At 55.5% G+C, this 12,928-nt stretch carries 11 protein-coding genes; 4 read left to right on the plus strand and 7 right to left on the minus strand.

Going from position 1 to position 12,928, the window contains the following annotated elements:
- Positions 1-18 precede the first annotated feature (18 nt).
- Positions 19-1,485, plus strand: coding sequence for an aspartate aminotransferase family protein (locus IM267_RS10325; RefSeq protein WP_107533373.1), 1,467 nt, complete (start codon positions 19-21; stop codon positions 1,483-1,485).
- A 44-nt stretch (positions 1,486-1,529) separates the two neighbouring features.
- Here IM267_RS10325 and IM267_RS10330 read toward each other — a convergent pair whose 3' ends face one another.
- The 3 genes from IM267_RS10330 to IM267_RS10340 are packed head-to-tail and all read right to left on the minus strand — an operon-like array spanning position 1,530 to position 5,307.
- The gene (locus IM267_RS10330) at positions 1,530-3,728 is read right to left on the minus strand and encodes a polysaccharide biosynthesis tyrosine autokinase (protein WP_193033346.1); all 2,199 of its coding nucleotides are present in this window, start codon (positions 3,726-3,728) and stop codon (positions 1,530-1,532) included.
- Positions 3,728-4,177 carry a protein tyrosine phosphatase gene (locus IM267_RS10335; protein ID WP_226848031.1) on the minus strand — a complete coding sequence of 150 codons (450 nt, stop codon included), beginning with the start codon at positions 4,175-4,177 and terminating at the stop codon, positions 3,728-3,730. The genes IM267_RS10330 and IM267_RS10335 overlap by 1 nt, the downstream gene beginning before the upstream one ends.
- Complete coding sequence (locus tag IM267_RS10340) at positions 4,177-5,307, minus strand: polysaccharide export protein (protein ID WP_063868329.1); 1,131 nt, start codon at positions 5,305-5,307, stop codon at positions 4,177-4,179. The genes IM267_RS10335 and IM267_RS10340 overlap by 1 nt, the downstream gene beginning before the upstream one ends.
- 455 nt (positions 5,308-5,762) lie before the next feature.
- Between IM267_RS10340 and IM267_RS10345 the strand changes: the two genes are divergently transcribed.
- Both IM267_RS10345 and IM267_RS10350 read left to right on the plus strand, forming a co-directional pair.
- Positions 5,763-6,095, plus strand: coding sequence for an RcnB family protein (locus tag IM267_RS10345; protein ID WP_063868328.1), 333 nt, complete (start codon positions 5,763-5,765; stop codon positions 6,093-6,095).
- Complete coding sequence (locus IM267_RS10350; protein ID WP_193033348.1) at positions 6,046-6,522, plus strand: GNAT family N-acetyltransferase; 477 nt, start codon at positions 6,046-6,048, stop codon at positions 6,520-6,522. The genes IM267_RS10345 and IM267_RS10350 overlap by 50 nt, the downstream gene beginning before the upstream one ends.
- Positions 6,523-6,617: 95 nt before the next feature.
- Here the strand turns inward: IM267_RS10350 and apbC are convergent, their stop codons facing one another.
- Complete coding sequence (apbC, locus tag IM267_RS10355) at positions 6,618-7,727, minus strand: iron-sulfur cluster carrier protein ApbC (protein ID WP_193033349.1); 1,110 nt, start codon at positions 7,725-7,727, stop codon at positions 6,618-6,620.
- Positions 7,728-7,864: 137 nt separating this feature from the next.
- Between apbC and metG the strand changes: the two genes are divergently transcribed.
- Positions 7,865-9,898, plus strand: a complete 2,034-nt coding sequence (gene metG / locus IM267_RS10360) for a methionine--tRNA ligase (protein ID WP_193033350.1) — start codon at positions 7,865-7,867, stop codon at positions 9,896-9,898.
- Between the two features lie 108 nt (positions 9,899-10,006).
- On the opposite strand, the gene IM267_RS10365 is transcribed toward metG, so the two are convergent.
- The 3 genes from IM267_RS10365 to IM267_RS10375 are packed head-to-tail and all read right to left on the minus strand — an operon-like array spanning position 10,007 to position 12,922.
- Complete coding sequence (locus IM267_RS10365; protein WP_063450295.1) at positions 10,007-10,477, minus strand: DUF1456 family protein; 471 nt, start codon at positions 10,475-10,477, stop codon at positions 10,007-10,009.
- Between the two features lie 46 nt (positions 10,478-10,523).
- Positions 10,524-11,243, minus strand: coding sequence for a two-component system response regulator BtsR (gene btsR / locus IM267_RS10370; RefSeq protein ID WP_063450296.1), 720 nt, complete (start codon positions 11,241-11,243; stop codon positions 10,524-10,526).
- Positions 11,237-12,922, minus strand: coding sequence for a sensor histidine kinase (locus IM267_RS10375; RefSeq protein WP_063868324.1), 1,686 nt, complete (start codon positions 12,920-12,922; stop codon positions 11,237-11,239). The genes btsR and IM267_RS10375 overlap by 7 nt, the downstream gene beginning before the upstream one ends.
- Positions 12,923-12,928: the final 6 nt, after the last annotated feature.

A 12,928-nucleotide genomic window follows, 5' to 3' on the forward strand; every position in this document is an offset into this window, starting at 1 on the left:
CCGGAGTTGTTGAATACGATGTCTGATTCAAACCCAATTTTGTTCTCCTCTGCGCAGAGCATTGAAGCTTACCAGCAGGCGATTGAACAAAGCACTCAGGCTGTGATGCAGTGGCTGAAACAGCCTGAGATGTATCAGGGCAAAACGGTCGCGGAGCTGCGCGACCGTATTAAGCTGGATTTCAACCCGAAAGGGCTGGGCAACGAAGCGGCGATTGAACGCGCCGTGGAGTTCTTCCTGAAAGACAGTTTGTCCGTTCATCACCCGCAATGCGTGGCGCACCTGCACTGCCCAAGCCTGGTGGTTAGCCAGGCGGCGGAAGTGCTGATTAACGCCACCAACCAGAGTATGGACTCCTGGGATCAAAGCCCGTCCGCAACCATTATTGAGATCAAACTGATCGAATGGCTGCGTACCCGCGTGGGTTATCAGGCTGGTGATGCGGGCGTCTTCACCAGCGGCGGCACCCAGAGCAACCTGATGGGCCTGATGCTGGCGCGCGACGCGTTCTTCGCCCGTCAGGGCCACTCGGTTCAGCAGGACGGTCTGGTAGGCGACCTGCGTAAAATTCGCGTGCTGTGCTCGGAAAACGCACACTTCTCCGTGCAGAAAAACATGGCGCTGATGGGGCTGGGCTACCAGTCCGTGGTGCAGGTGAAAACGGACGAATTCTCCCGCATGGATCTCACCGATCTGGCGGCGAAAATTGAGCAGTGCAACGCGAACGGCGAGCAGATCCTGGCGATTGTAGCCACCGCCGGCACGACCGATGCGGGTGCTATCGATCCGCTGCGCGCCATTGCTGAGCTGGCTGCGAAGCAGAATATCTGGGTGCACGTTGATGCGGCCTGGGGCGGCGCGCTGCTGATGTCTGAGCAGTATCGCCACTACCTGGACGGCATTGAACTGGTGGATTCCGTAACCCTGGACTTCCACAAGCAGTTCTTCCAGACCATCAGCTGCGGCGCGTTCCTGCTGAAAGAAGCGCGTCATTATGAGCTGATGCGCTATCAGGCGGCTTATCTGAACTCTGAGTTCGATGAAGAAGCGGGCGTGCCTAACCTGGTCTCCAAGTCTCTGCAAACCACGCGCCGTTTCGACGCACTGAAACTGTGGATGAGCCTGGAAGCGCTGGGTCAGGAGCAATACGCAGCCATCATCGACCACGGCGTGACGCTGGCACAGCAGGTTGCGGCTTATGTGAAAGAGCAGTCTGCTCTGGAACTGGTGATGCAGCCTCAGCTGGCAAGCGTGCTGTTCCGCTTCCGTGGACAGGTGCAGATGGACGACGCGGGTATCGCCCTGCTGAACCAGAAAATTGGTGACGCGCTGCTGGAGTCTGGCCGTGCAAACGTCGGTGTGACCGAGCATAACGGCGTCACCTGCCTGAAGCTGACCCTGCTGAACCCAACCGTGACGCTGGAGGACATCAAAGTCCTGCTGTCTCTGGTTGAGCGTACCGCAGAGGAAGTCCTGGCGAAGTAATGCCTATCCCTCTCCCGCCCGGGAGAGGGATTATTTTCCCCGCCTTAGTGCTCGCCCCGCTTTTTCTTCGAACCATAACCATATTCATACTGGCTACACTCAGAACCGTATAACAGCGCTGCGGACTTAACGATATCGTTAAGAATGGTTCCGCTAACCTTTACGCCAACGCGGTGCAAACGTTTAATGGTATTCTCCATCTCTTTCACGCTGGTTTTATCGAAACGGGCCACCATCAGCGTCGTTCCGGCTGCTCTGGCAACCAGCGCCGCATCGGTGACGGCCAGCACTGGCGGGGTATCGATGATGACGATGTCATAATGCTCGTTAACCCATGACATAACGGCCTGGAATCTTTCGCTTAACAACATCTCCAGCGGTCGCAGCGGTTCCGGGCCGCAGGTAATGACGTCGATTCCCCCCTTCTCGAAGCGCTGAATTACCTCTGTACAGTCGCATTTACCTTCAAGCACGCTGGACAGCCCATGGCGGTTATCCAGGCCAAAAATGTTATGAACATAGCCCTGACGCATATCCGCATCGATAAACAGCACCCGCTGGCCGCTCTGTCCGGCAATGGCCGCCAGGTTCGTCCCCACCAGCGTTTTTCCGCAGTCCTGAGTAGGGCCAGAAATCATCACGATACGATTCTCAGCCTCCATCATGGAGAAATGCAGGCTGGTGCGCAGCCCCCGAACCGCTTCGACAAACATATCAGCAGGCCGATCGACAGGCAGGAACGGCACGTCCAGCGTTTTGTGCTTCCAGTGACGGGTAAACGGAATTTTTCTGCGCAGATGCGTTTTTTTCCACAGCCACTGGGAACGAGGCAGCGTAGCCAGAACCGGAATTCCATGCATTTCCAGCTGTTCGGAGAGCATAATCCCACGTTTAAACGCCATGTGTACCAGCACGCCGCCCATTGAGAGCATGAGCCCGAACAGCGCGCCAAGGACGATGATTAACGCTTTTCGCGGCTTTATTGGATCCGGGAGCGTAACCGCCTTATCAATAATCCTCACGTTCCCGATAGCGCTGGAGCGGGAAATATTCAGCTCCTGCTGACGCGTCAGTAGCTGTAAATAGATCGTGCGGCCTGACTCAACGTCCCGGCTCAGGCGTAAAATCTCCTGCTGCGTGGAGGGCATTGCTGATACCCGCTGATTCAGACGCTCGCGTTCCCGCTCAAGGGTTTGTCTCTTTTCACGCAATGCACGGTAGGTGGGGTGATTCTTTTTGAAGAGCTGAGAGATCTCTGCCTCACGGAACGTCAGCTCATTTAGCTGATTCTCGACGTTAACAACCTGATCCAGTATGGATTTTGCCTCTAAAGAGAGGTCCACCGAGTCGCGCTGCGCCCGGTAGGCATTCAGCCGCGCTTCAGCCTGATCCAGTTCCGTTCTGATCTTGGGCAACTGCTTTTGTAAAAAAGCCAGACTACGAGAATCCTGAGCCTCCTGACGCGCGATATTCTGTTGGAGATAATTCTCGGCAATCGTATTCAGCACCCTGGCAATTTTGTCAGGATCTTCGCCCGTCAGGGTCAAGGTCACGATACCGCTCTGTTTCACCGACTCCGCAACCGTGAGGCTCTTCTTCAGAGCGTTGATTGTCTCCAGGCGCGTCAGCGTCTTAAGCGAAAACTGCGTGCCTGGCTCAGCGTCAATCGAGGTCACCAGCAAAGCGATCCCTTGCGTAACAAGCATTTTCCCGACCGAACCGTCAGCCTCAATGTTTTCGCCCGTCAGGTGATACCTTCCCGCTTCCTGTACGGTCAGTATAAGTTCCTGCGCATTGCCCTCCACCTGCGGGATCTGGAGTTCGCCTAGGGTTATTTTGCCCTGCCCTCGCCCTTGCAGGCGTTGCCAGAGACGCCCCACCACAGGCAAAACGCGCTGCTTCGCCTGAAACGTCAAACCTAAGTCGTCGACGGTCTCGCCGAGGATCATGCGTGATTTCAGCAATAAAATCTCAGGGGCTACATCCGTTGAAACTGTGGAGCCCAGCTGGCTTAACCCTTTGAGCAGGCTGTTATCCTGTTTGCTTTCTATTTGCACCATGGCATCCGCCTGATAAACAGGCGGCGTAACCCAGGCATAGAGGCCCGCGCATAAGACAGAAATGAAAGTCACGCACATAATCATCGCGCGGTGGTCGATCATTTCGCCGAGCAACCGGACAAGATCGATTTCACTTTGTTGCGGTGCCGCTGCACCATAATTGTCTGTTGTGTAAGACGACATTAATGCTTCATTCCTTTCTGACCCAATCGACGTGCCCATTCCTGGCTGGCTTTACCCAAGAGTCCGAACACATATTCAAACGCTTCACGGCTTTTACGGTAGGGATCGGGGATATCCTGCGGCTCTAGCCATTGCCCGAATAACAGCGACTTGCCCCTGATCTCCGGAGCCATGGCGGAAATAAAGTGAAGGTGTTTCGGCTCCATAACCAGAATGAGATCGGATCCCTGCATCAGACCGGGCGTCAACCTGCGTGCCACATGGCCGTCCAGGGAAATTCCGTGTCGCCAGGCTACGTCCTGAGCACAGTCATCCGCCGGGCAACCCTCAAGGCCAAATATTCCCGCCGAGGTGATGTCTCTGTCAGGCAAGTACTGGCGTAAAAGCCGTTCTCCAATTGGGGAACGGCAGATATTTCCGGTGCAAACCACCAATATTGATTTGAACATTATTGCGGCCACGATCTGATGTAACGAACCGTTTCGGTGAGGTCATGCACCCCGCTAATCGTTGGTACAAGCTGCGTTATCACGCGATTCCAGCGGGACAGTGGTGCGGTGGTGACATACACAATGTCATAAGGCTCAAGCTGAAACTCTGTGCCCAGCACCATGGCCGACGCGTCTTTTGCATTCAGCTGATAGATATTCGCAATTTTCCCGGACTCGCGTACCGAGCGAATAACAAAAATACCCGTTGCATCGGCCATATTCTGGTCCAGGCCACCGGCATTGCCGAGCGCTTCGGCCAGCGTCATGCCGCTGCGATCCATCTTCAGCGTGCTCTGTTTAACAACCTCGCCCATCACGAATACTTTCAGCGCATCGTTGCGGGGAATAAACAGGATGTCGCCAGGGTTGAGCAGCTTATTCTGGGTTAAATCGCCATGCTGCATCAGGGCGTACAGGGAAATTCGGGAATCCTGACCGTTGTGAGTCAGCACCACGTTCCGCCAGTCCGCATCGGCAGTAAGCCCACCGGCGGCATTAACGGCGTCCATTACCGTCAGCGGAATGTTGGTGATGGCCTGCTGGCCAGATTTCGCCACTTCTCCCGTAACGTAGGCTTTTTGCGAGCGGAAAGCGGCAACGCTGACGTCCACCTGAGGGCTTTCAATGACGTTATCCAGCCGCGCGGTGATCTCCTCGCGCACTTCGGAAACCGTTTTTCCCGCCACGTGCAGTTTACCCACGTAAGGATAAAAGAGCGTGCCGTCGGCATTGACCCAGTTTCCCGTATCGCTTGCGCTGCGATACTGTCCCGCGGGCGTAGTCAGCTCCGGGTGATCCCAGACGGTGACCGTCAGGATGTCTCCAATACCAATACGGTATTCCCAATTTTTGACCTGCTCATCAAGATTAGGATTTGCCTGAGATTTTGCCGCTGCTGGACGTAGTTTCTCAATTAATCCGGGCGTAAGTGGATAAATTTCGATTTGTTTATCTAAGCTATTATTAAGATCGGCCGGCGCGATTATTTTTTTGCCTGCGGAACTTAACGTTTGGCCAGGAGAAATTACGCATCCCGCCAACTGACTTATTGCTAAGAATATTACAGATAATGCTGTTGTGTTTTTCATTTATATATACTTATCATCCCTGCTCGTGGCGAACGCCCGACGGGGCGCAGCCCTGCGCTAACCCACGCTTGAAATAACTGTCTTTTCAAGGGAATACTTAAACGTAATCTAAAAGTGAAGTAACGAATTGTCCGATCCGTGACGGGCAATTAATTAAAATATAATCTTCCTGAAAATCTTAAAGCCTGCTGTAAAAAAATGCACGATCTACAGTTTATAAAATTACGGCAACAATGTATTTTCAGAATTAATTCAGCAAAACGATAATTACAATGAATTATTCCCACCAGCATGCATTCATATCAATAATACTCACTACTGCTGGCACTACACAAAACCGTTCACTTTTGTTACATTTTTTTTCAAACACACCCTGTTTTGATACTTAAAATGGGCTGTCTGCCGCACTGTTCCCCGCAGACAAGCGTATCCGTAACGATATCACTGGAGAAAAAATGGCTAAGCGTAAATTGGTGCTTCTGGGTGTATTACTGTCTCTGGCGGGCTCCGCATTCGCAGCCCCGCAAACGGCCGCCGCGCCTTCCGGTATTAAGGCTTATGAAGAGCAGGAGTTCATCGCCGACTTCACCAAATTTAAGATTGGCGATACGGCACCCGCGCAGTATCAGACGCCTGAGTACACCATCAAACAGTACCAGTTGCGTAACCTTCCCGCGCCGGATGCCGGTACGCACTGGACCTACATGGGCGAGAACTACGTTCTGATTGGCGATGCGGATGGCAAAATCCACAAAGCCTATAACGGAGATATCTTCTATCACCGCTGATACGATGATCCGGCCCTGGCAGGAAGACGATCGGCCGTTTCTGCGCACGCTGTACCTGCATGCACGACGCGCTGCCTGGCCATGGCTGGACGGTTCTGAATGGCAGCTTGAGGATTTTGACGCCGCAACGCGTGACGAGCAGATCTGGGTTGCGATCCACGACGGTCACAGAGTGGGTTTCGCCTCCGTCTGGGTAAACGATAATTTTTTGCACAACCTGTTTGTCGACCCGCAGTATCAACATCTCGGGGTCGGGAGCCGGCTCCTTGAACAGGTTCAGAAGACGTTTACCAGTACAGGCGCGCTGAAGTGTCTGGTGAAGAATGCGCGGGCGGTTGCGTTTTACCAACGCCACGGCTGGCACATTGAGGCGACGGGGGATTCTCCGGATGGAGAGTATTATTTGATGCACTATCGGTTGGGTTAACGTCGGGTGGCGGCTTCACCGGACCCGACCTGCGTGATGGTGCCATTTGTAGGCCGGGTAAGCGAAGCGCCACCCGGCAATTCGACGCGAAGGATTTACACCGCGCGGAAGGCGATCTCGCTTGGGATCACTTCACCCTGCCAGTACAGCTGCGCCGCAACGCGCCCTGCCAGCTGGCGATAGATTTCCGTAAATTCGCTGTCCGGACGGCTGACCACCGTCGGTTTCCCGCTATCGAGATCTTCACGCAGCGTGATGTGCAGCGGCAGTTGCCCAAGCAGCTGCGTATGGTACTGCGCCGCCAGCTTTTCCGCACCGCCGGTGCCAAAGATGGGCTCGTGATGACCGCAGTTGCTGCAAATGTGCATGCTCATGTTCTCGACGATGCCCAGGACCGGCACCTCCACTTTCTCGAACATGACAATGCCTTTTTTGGCGTCGATCAGGGCGATGTCCTGCGGCGTGGTTACCACCACGGCGCCGGTGACCGGAATGCTCTGCGCCAGCGTCAGCTGGATATCCCCGGTGCCCGGCGGCATGTCCAGCACCAGATAATCAAGGTCAGGCCACATTGTCTCCTGCAACATTTGCAGCAGCGCTTTGCTGGCCATCGGGCCACGCCAGACCATCGCGTTATCGTCCGTCACCAGGTAACCAATGGAGTTGGTCGCCAGCCCGTGCGCCACGATCGGCGCCATGTGGGTGCCGTCCGGCGAGGTTGGACGCTGGTTTTCCGCCCCCAGCATGTTTGGAATGGACGGACCGTAGATATCCGCATCCAGAATGCCGACCTTCGCCCCCTCTGCCGCCAGCGCAAGCGCCAGGTTAACGGCGGTTGAGGATTTACCCACCCCACCCTTGCCAGAGCTGACGGCGATGATGTTCTTCACCCCGTTAACGCCCGGCTGATTTTTCACGCGCTTGAGCGTGGCGATGCTGTGGCTCAGCTTCCAGTCAATCGCTTTTGCCCCGGTAATGCGCAGCAGCTCAGAGCTGGTTTGCTCTTTCAGGGCATCAAAAGCGCTGGTCCAGACGAACGGCATCTGTAGCTCGATGTGCAGCGTATCGTCCAGCCATGCGACGTGGTGAAGCGCTTTCAGCGTCGTGAGATTGTGCTTCAGGGTTGGGTGCTGAAAATTAGCCAGCGTCCCGGCGACCATTGCTCGTAAGGCTTCCGGTGATTTGGCCTGGGATTGAGAACTCATCCCGACTCCTTTGTTCTTGTGAATAAGACCTTAGGTAAACAAGTTTACCTGAAAGGCCGTGGTTTGTGCTTACTTAATAATGCCCCTTTTGGTAATATCGAAAACCCTTTTCACAGTTAAAAGAAGTAATGCCTACTATGACTCAAGTCGCGAAGAAAATTCTGGTAACGTGCGCCCTGCCGTACGCCAACGGCTCAATCCACCTCGGCCACATGCTGGAGCATATCCAGGCTGATGTCTGGGTCCGTTACCAGCGAATGCGCGGCCACGAGGTGAACTTCATCTGTGCGGACGATGCCCACGGCACGCCGATCATGCTGAAAGCGCAGCAGCTGGGGATCTCCCCGGAACAGATGATCGCCGAAATGAGTCAGGAGCATCAGACCGATTTTGCTGGCTTTGACATCAGCTATGACAACTATCACTCCACGCACAGCGACGAAAACCGCGAGCTGTCGGAGCTGATCTACACCCGTCTGAAAGAGAATGGTTTCATTAAAAACCGCACCATTTCTCAGCTGTACGATCCGGAAAAAGGCATGTTCCTGCCGGACCGTTTCGTCAAAGGCACCTGCCCGAAATGTAAATCCCCGGACCAGTACGGCGATAACTGCGAAGTATGCGGCGCGACCTACAGCCCGACCGAGCTTATCGAACCGAAATCCGTGGTTTCCGGCGCGACGCCGGTGATGCGTGACTCCGAGCACTTCTTCTTCGACCTGCCGTCCTTCAGCGAAATGCTGAAGGCGTGGACCCGCAGCGGTGCGTTGCAGGAGCAGGTTGCAAACAAAATGCAGGAGTGGTTCGAGTCCGGTCTGCAACAGTGGGATATCTCCCGCGATGCGCCCTACTTTGGCTTTGAAATCCCGAACGCGCCGGGCAAATATTTCTACGTCTGGCTGGATGCGCCAATCGGCTACATGGGTTCGTTCAAGAACCTGTGTGACAAGCGCGGCGACACCGTAAGCTTCGACGAATACTGGAAGAAAGATTCCGATGCCGAACTGTACCACTTTATCGGCAAAGACATCGTTTACTTCCACAGCCTGTTCTGGCCAGCGATGCTGGAAGGCAGCAACTTCCGCAAGCCGACTAACCTGTTCGTACATGGCTACGTCACGGTGAACGGCGCGAAGATGTCTAAATCTCGCGGGACGTTTATTAAGGCCAGCACCTGGCTGAACCACTTTGACGCGGACAGCCTGCGCTACTATTACACCGCGAAGCTCTCTTCCCGCATCGACGATATCGACCTGAACCTGGAAGATTTCGTCCAGCGCGTGAACGCGGACATCGTCAACAAGGTGGTGAACCTGGCGTCACGTAACGCGGGCTTTATTGCCAAACGCTTTGACGGCGTGCTCTCTGCCGAACTGGCCGATCCTGAACTGTACAAAACCTTCACCGACGCCGCCGCTGCGGTTGGCGAAGCCTGGGAAAGCCGTGAATTCGGTAAAGCCATTCGCGAAATCATGGCGCTGGCAGACGTGGCCAACCGCTATGTGGACGAGCAGGCACCGTGGGTGGTGGCGAAACAGGAAGGCCGTGACGCGGACTTGCAGGCAATCTGCACCATGGGTCTGAACATGTTCCGCGTGCTGATGACCTGGCTGAAGCCGGTTCTGCCGCAGCTGGCAGCCCGCGCGGAAGTGTTCCTGAATACCGAATTAACCTGGGATGCCATCCAGCAGCCGCTGCTCGGCCACAAGGTGAACACCTTTAAGGCGCTGTACAACCGCATCGAGATGAAGCAGGTTGACGCCCTGGTGGAAGCCTCTAAGGAAGAGGTGAAAGCGGCCGCCGCACCGGTGACCGGCCCGCTGGCTGACGATCCGATTCAGGAGACCATCACCTTTGATGATTTCGCCAAGGTCGACCTGCGCGTGGCGCTGATCGAAAACGCGGAGTTCGTGGAAGGTTCTGACAAACTGCTGCGTCTGACGCTGGATCTGGGCGGCGAGAAGCGTAACGTCTTCTCCGGCATTCGCTCCGCCTATCCTGACCCGCAGGTGCTGATTGGTCGTCAGACCGTGATGGTGGCAAACCTGGCGCCGCGTAAAATGCGCTTCGGCATCTCTGAGGGGATGGTGATGGCCGCAGGCCCGGGCGGGAAAGACATCTTCCTGCTAAGCCCTGACGAAGGCGCGAAGCCGGGTCAGCAGGTGAAATAATAAAAAAGCCGGATGAGAATCCGGCTTTTTTTTGCCCGGCGGCGCTACGCTTGCTCAGGCCTACGGGTTATGTAGGCCGGGTAAGGCGAAGCCGCCACCCGGCTAAAATCACGCCTTCGTGCTGTGCATCCGCTGCGTCAACCCACGCAGGAAATAGCGCAGAAACTGATCCCCACACTCGCGGTAATTCTTATGATCCGGCGCGCGCATCATGGCGGTGATTTCCGGCATCGACACGCGAAATTTCTGCTCGGTCACGATCGCCAGGATGTCGTCAGTTTTCAGGGAGAACGCAATACGCAGCTTTTTGAGCACCGTGTTGTTGTTCACCCGACGCTCCAGCGCCAGCTCGGGCGCAGACGCATCTTTGCCGCGTCTGTCGTAGATCAGGCCATTCAGAAAGCCCGACAGAATAATGTCCGGGCAGCGAACAAAGCCCTCTTCATCTTCTTTGGTCATCCAGGTGTCGAAACTGGCGGACGTGGATTCCATATCGGAAAGCGCAAGAATGCGCACCATGTCATTGTTGTTCGCCTTCAGGGTGTAGCGCAGGCTACGAAGAATATCGTTACTTAGCATAGAGCCTTCGAATGTCGATGATGCAATGGCGCGCAGTGTACCAGTTTTACAGGCCAATCGCCTCTTTCAAACTTTTCAGGTAGCGACGGCTGACGGGCACGGTCTGTCCGGCGCGCAGCACCAGCTCGGCCTGGCCGTTATCTTCCAGACGGATCTCCTTCAGGTGCGCCATGTTCACCAGATACTGACGGTGGCAGCGGATCAGCGGCGTGCGGCTTTCCAGCGTGCGCAGCGTCAGCTCGGTAAAACCTTCGTTGCCTTCGGCACTGGTAACGTACACCCCGCTCAGACGGCTGCTGACAAAGGCAACGTCGTCCATTTGCAGGAGGTAAATCCGGCTGTGTCCGGTGCAGGGGATAAACTTCAGGGGCTGCTGATGGTCCGGCAGGAGCGACACATCCTGTACGGTACGTTCCTGCCGCAAACGGAGCAGGGTCTTTTCGAGCCGTTTCTCCTCAATCGGTTTCAGCAGATAATCGAACGCGTGCTCTTCAAACGCCTTTACGGCGTACTCGTCAAAGGCGGTCAGAAAGACGATATAGGGGCGGTGCTCCGGGTCAAGCATGCCGACCATCTCCAGCCCGCTGATGCGCGGCATCTGAATATCGAGAAATACGACGTCCGGACGCAGCTTATGCACCGCGCCGATGCCTTCAATCGCATTGGCACATTCACCCACGACCTCAATGTCACTCTGCTCCTGCAACAGGACACGCAGGTTTTCCCGTGCTAACGGCTCATCGTCAACAATCAGCACTCTTAACATGCGTTCTCCTCCAGCGGCAATCGTAAGGTAATTCGGGTAAAGCGGTCTGGCTCACAGGCAACGGTTATTCCGCAGTCGTCCCCGAAATGCGCGCGCAGGCGTTTATCCACCAGGCTCATGCCCAGACCGCCTGACGCAGAGGCTTCATACAGCCCCGCGTTATCTTCAATATCCAGCACCAGATGGTGGTTAAAACGGGACGCGGAAATCACAATCTCTCCCGTGCCCAGCAGCTGCGATGTTCCATGCTTAATGGCGTTCTCTACAATCGGTTGCAGGGTAAAGGCGGGAAGATGCTGATACGCCAGCTCGTCCGGGACGGATAACGACACCTGCAAACGTGACTGGAAGCGCGCTTTCTCAATTTGCAGATAGGCGTTTACGTGTTCAATCTCGTCCGCAAGGGTCACGATCTCCGACGGCCGCTTCAGGTTTTTGCGGAAAAACGTCGACAAAAACTGCACCAGCTGCGCGGCCTGATCGCTGTCGCGGCGGATCACCGCCTTCAGCGTGTTGAGCGCGTTAAACAGGAAATGCGGATTCACCTGGGCGTGCAGGAGCTTAATTTCTGACTGCGTCAGCAGCGCTTTTTGCCGTTCATACTGCCCCGCGAGGATTTGCGCCGAAAGCAGCTGGGCGATCCCCTCCCCCAGCGTGCGGTTGATGGAGCTGAACAGGCGATTTTTGGCTTCGTAAAGCTTAATGGTGCCCATCACGCGCTGGTTTTCGCCCCGCAGGGGAATGACCAGCGTCGAGCCAAGTTTACACTGCGGATGCAGGGAACAGCGGTACGGCACTTCATTCCCGTCGGCATACACCACTTCACCCGTTTCAATGGCGCGCAGGGTATAGGCCGAGGAGATGGGTTTACCCGGCAGATGGTGGTCGTCGCCGGTGCCGGTAAACGCCAGCAGCTTTTCGCGATCGGTAATCGCCACGGCCCCGATATCCAGCTCTTTATACAGCACCTGCGCCACCTTCATACTGTTCTCTTCGTTGAATCCCTGGCGCAGGATCCCTTCCGTCGACGCCGCAACTTTTAAGGCGGTGGCAGAAAAAGCCGAGGTGTATTTTTCGAACATGGCGCGCTTGTCGAGCAGAATGCGCATAAACAGCGCCGCGCCTACGGTATTGGTGACCATCATCGGTGCGGCAATGTTGCTGACGAGGTGTAACGCATCGTCAAACGGGCGCGCAATCAGCAGGATTATCGCCATCTGCGCCATTTCCGCCACGAAGGTGATCGCCCCGGCGGTAAAGGGGCTGAACACTTTATCCGGGCGACCGCGCTTAATCATATAGCTGTGGACAAGGCCACCCAGCAGCCCTTCGACGATGGTGGAGATCATGCAGCTCAGCGCCGTCATACCGCCCATGGAATAGCGATGCAGGCCGCCAGTTAACCCCACCAGACCGCCCACGACCGGGCCACCGAGCAGCCCGCCCATGACCGCGCCGATGGCGCGGGTATTGGCGATAGAGTCTTCGATATGGAGACCAAAATAGGTGCCCATAATGCAGAAAATAGAGAAGGTGACGTAGCAGAGCAGCTTGTGCGGTAAACGTACGGTGACCTGCATCAGCGGAATAAACAGGCGCGTTTTGCTCATCAGCCAGGCGATGACCAGGAACACGCACATCTGCTGAAGCAACAGCAGCACCAGATTAAACTCGTACATACTCAC

Origin of the sequence: Enterobacter cloacae complex sp. P15RS (genome assembly GCF_014895905.1) — a bacterium.
Taxonomy (GTDB): domain Bacteria; phylum Pseudomonadota; class Gammaproteobacteria; order Enterobacterales; family Enterobacteriaceae; genus Enterobacter; species Enterobacter quasihormaechei.

Coding starts and splice junctions, on each gene's coding strand:
- IM267_RS10325 (WP_107533373.1), top strand. CDS start 19: ATGTCTGATTCAAACCCAATTTTGTTCTCCTCTGCGCAGAGCATTGAA.
- IM267_RS10345 (WP_063868328.1), top strand. CDS start 5,763: ATGGCTAAGCGTAAATTGGTGCTTCTGGGTGTATTACTGTCTCTGGCG.
- btsR (WP_063450296.1), bottom strand. CDS start 11,243: ATGTTAAGAGTGCTGATTGTTGACGATGAGCCGTTAGCACGGGAAAAC.
- IM267_RS10340 (WP_063868329.1), bottom strand. CDS start 5,307: ATGAAAAACACAACAGCATTATCTGTAATATTCTTAGCAATAAGTCAG.
- IM267_RS10350 (WP_193033348.1), top strand. CDS start 6,046: ATGGCAAAATCCACAAAGCCTATAACGGAGATATCTTCTATCACCGCT.
- IM267_RS10365 (WP_063450295.1), bottom strand. CDS start 10,477: ATGCTAAGTAACGATATTCTTCGTAGCCTGCGCTACACCCTGAAGGCG.
- apbC (WP_193033349.1), bottom strand. CDS start 7,727: ATGAGTTCTCAATCCCAGGCCAAATCACCGGAAGCCTTACGAGCAATG.
- metG (WP_193033350.1), top strand. CDS start 7,865: ATGACTCAAGTCGCGAAGAAAATTCTGGTAACGTGCGCCCTGCCGTAC.
- IM267_RS10375 (WP_063868324.1), bottom strand. CDS start 12,922: ATGTACGAGTTTAATCTGGTGCTGCTGTTGCTTCAGCAGATGTGCGTG.
- IM267_RS10330 (WP_193033346.1), bottom strand. CDS start 3,728: ATGTCGTCTTACACAACAGACAATTATGGTGCAGCGGCACCGCAACAA.
- IM267_RS10335 (WP_226848031.1), bottom strand. CDS start 4,177: ATGTTCAAATCAATATTGGTGGTTTGCACCGGAAATATCTGCCGTTCC.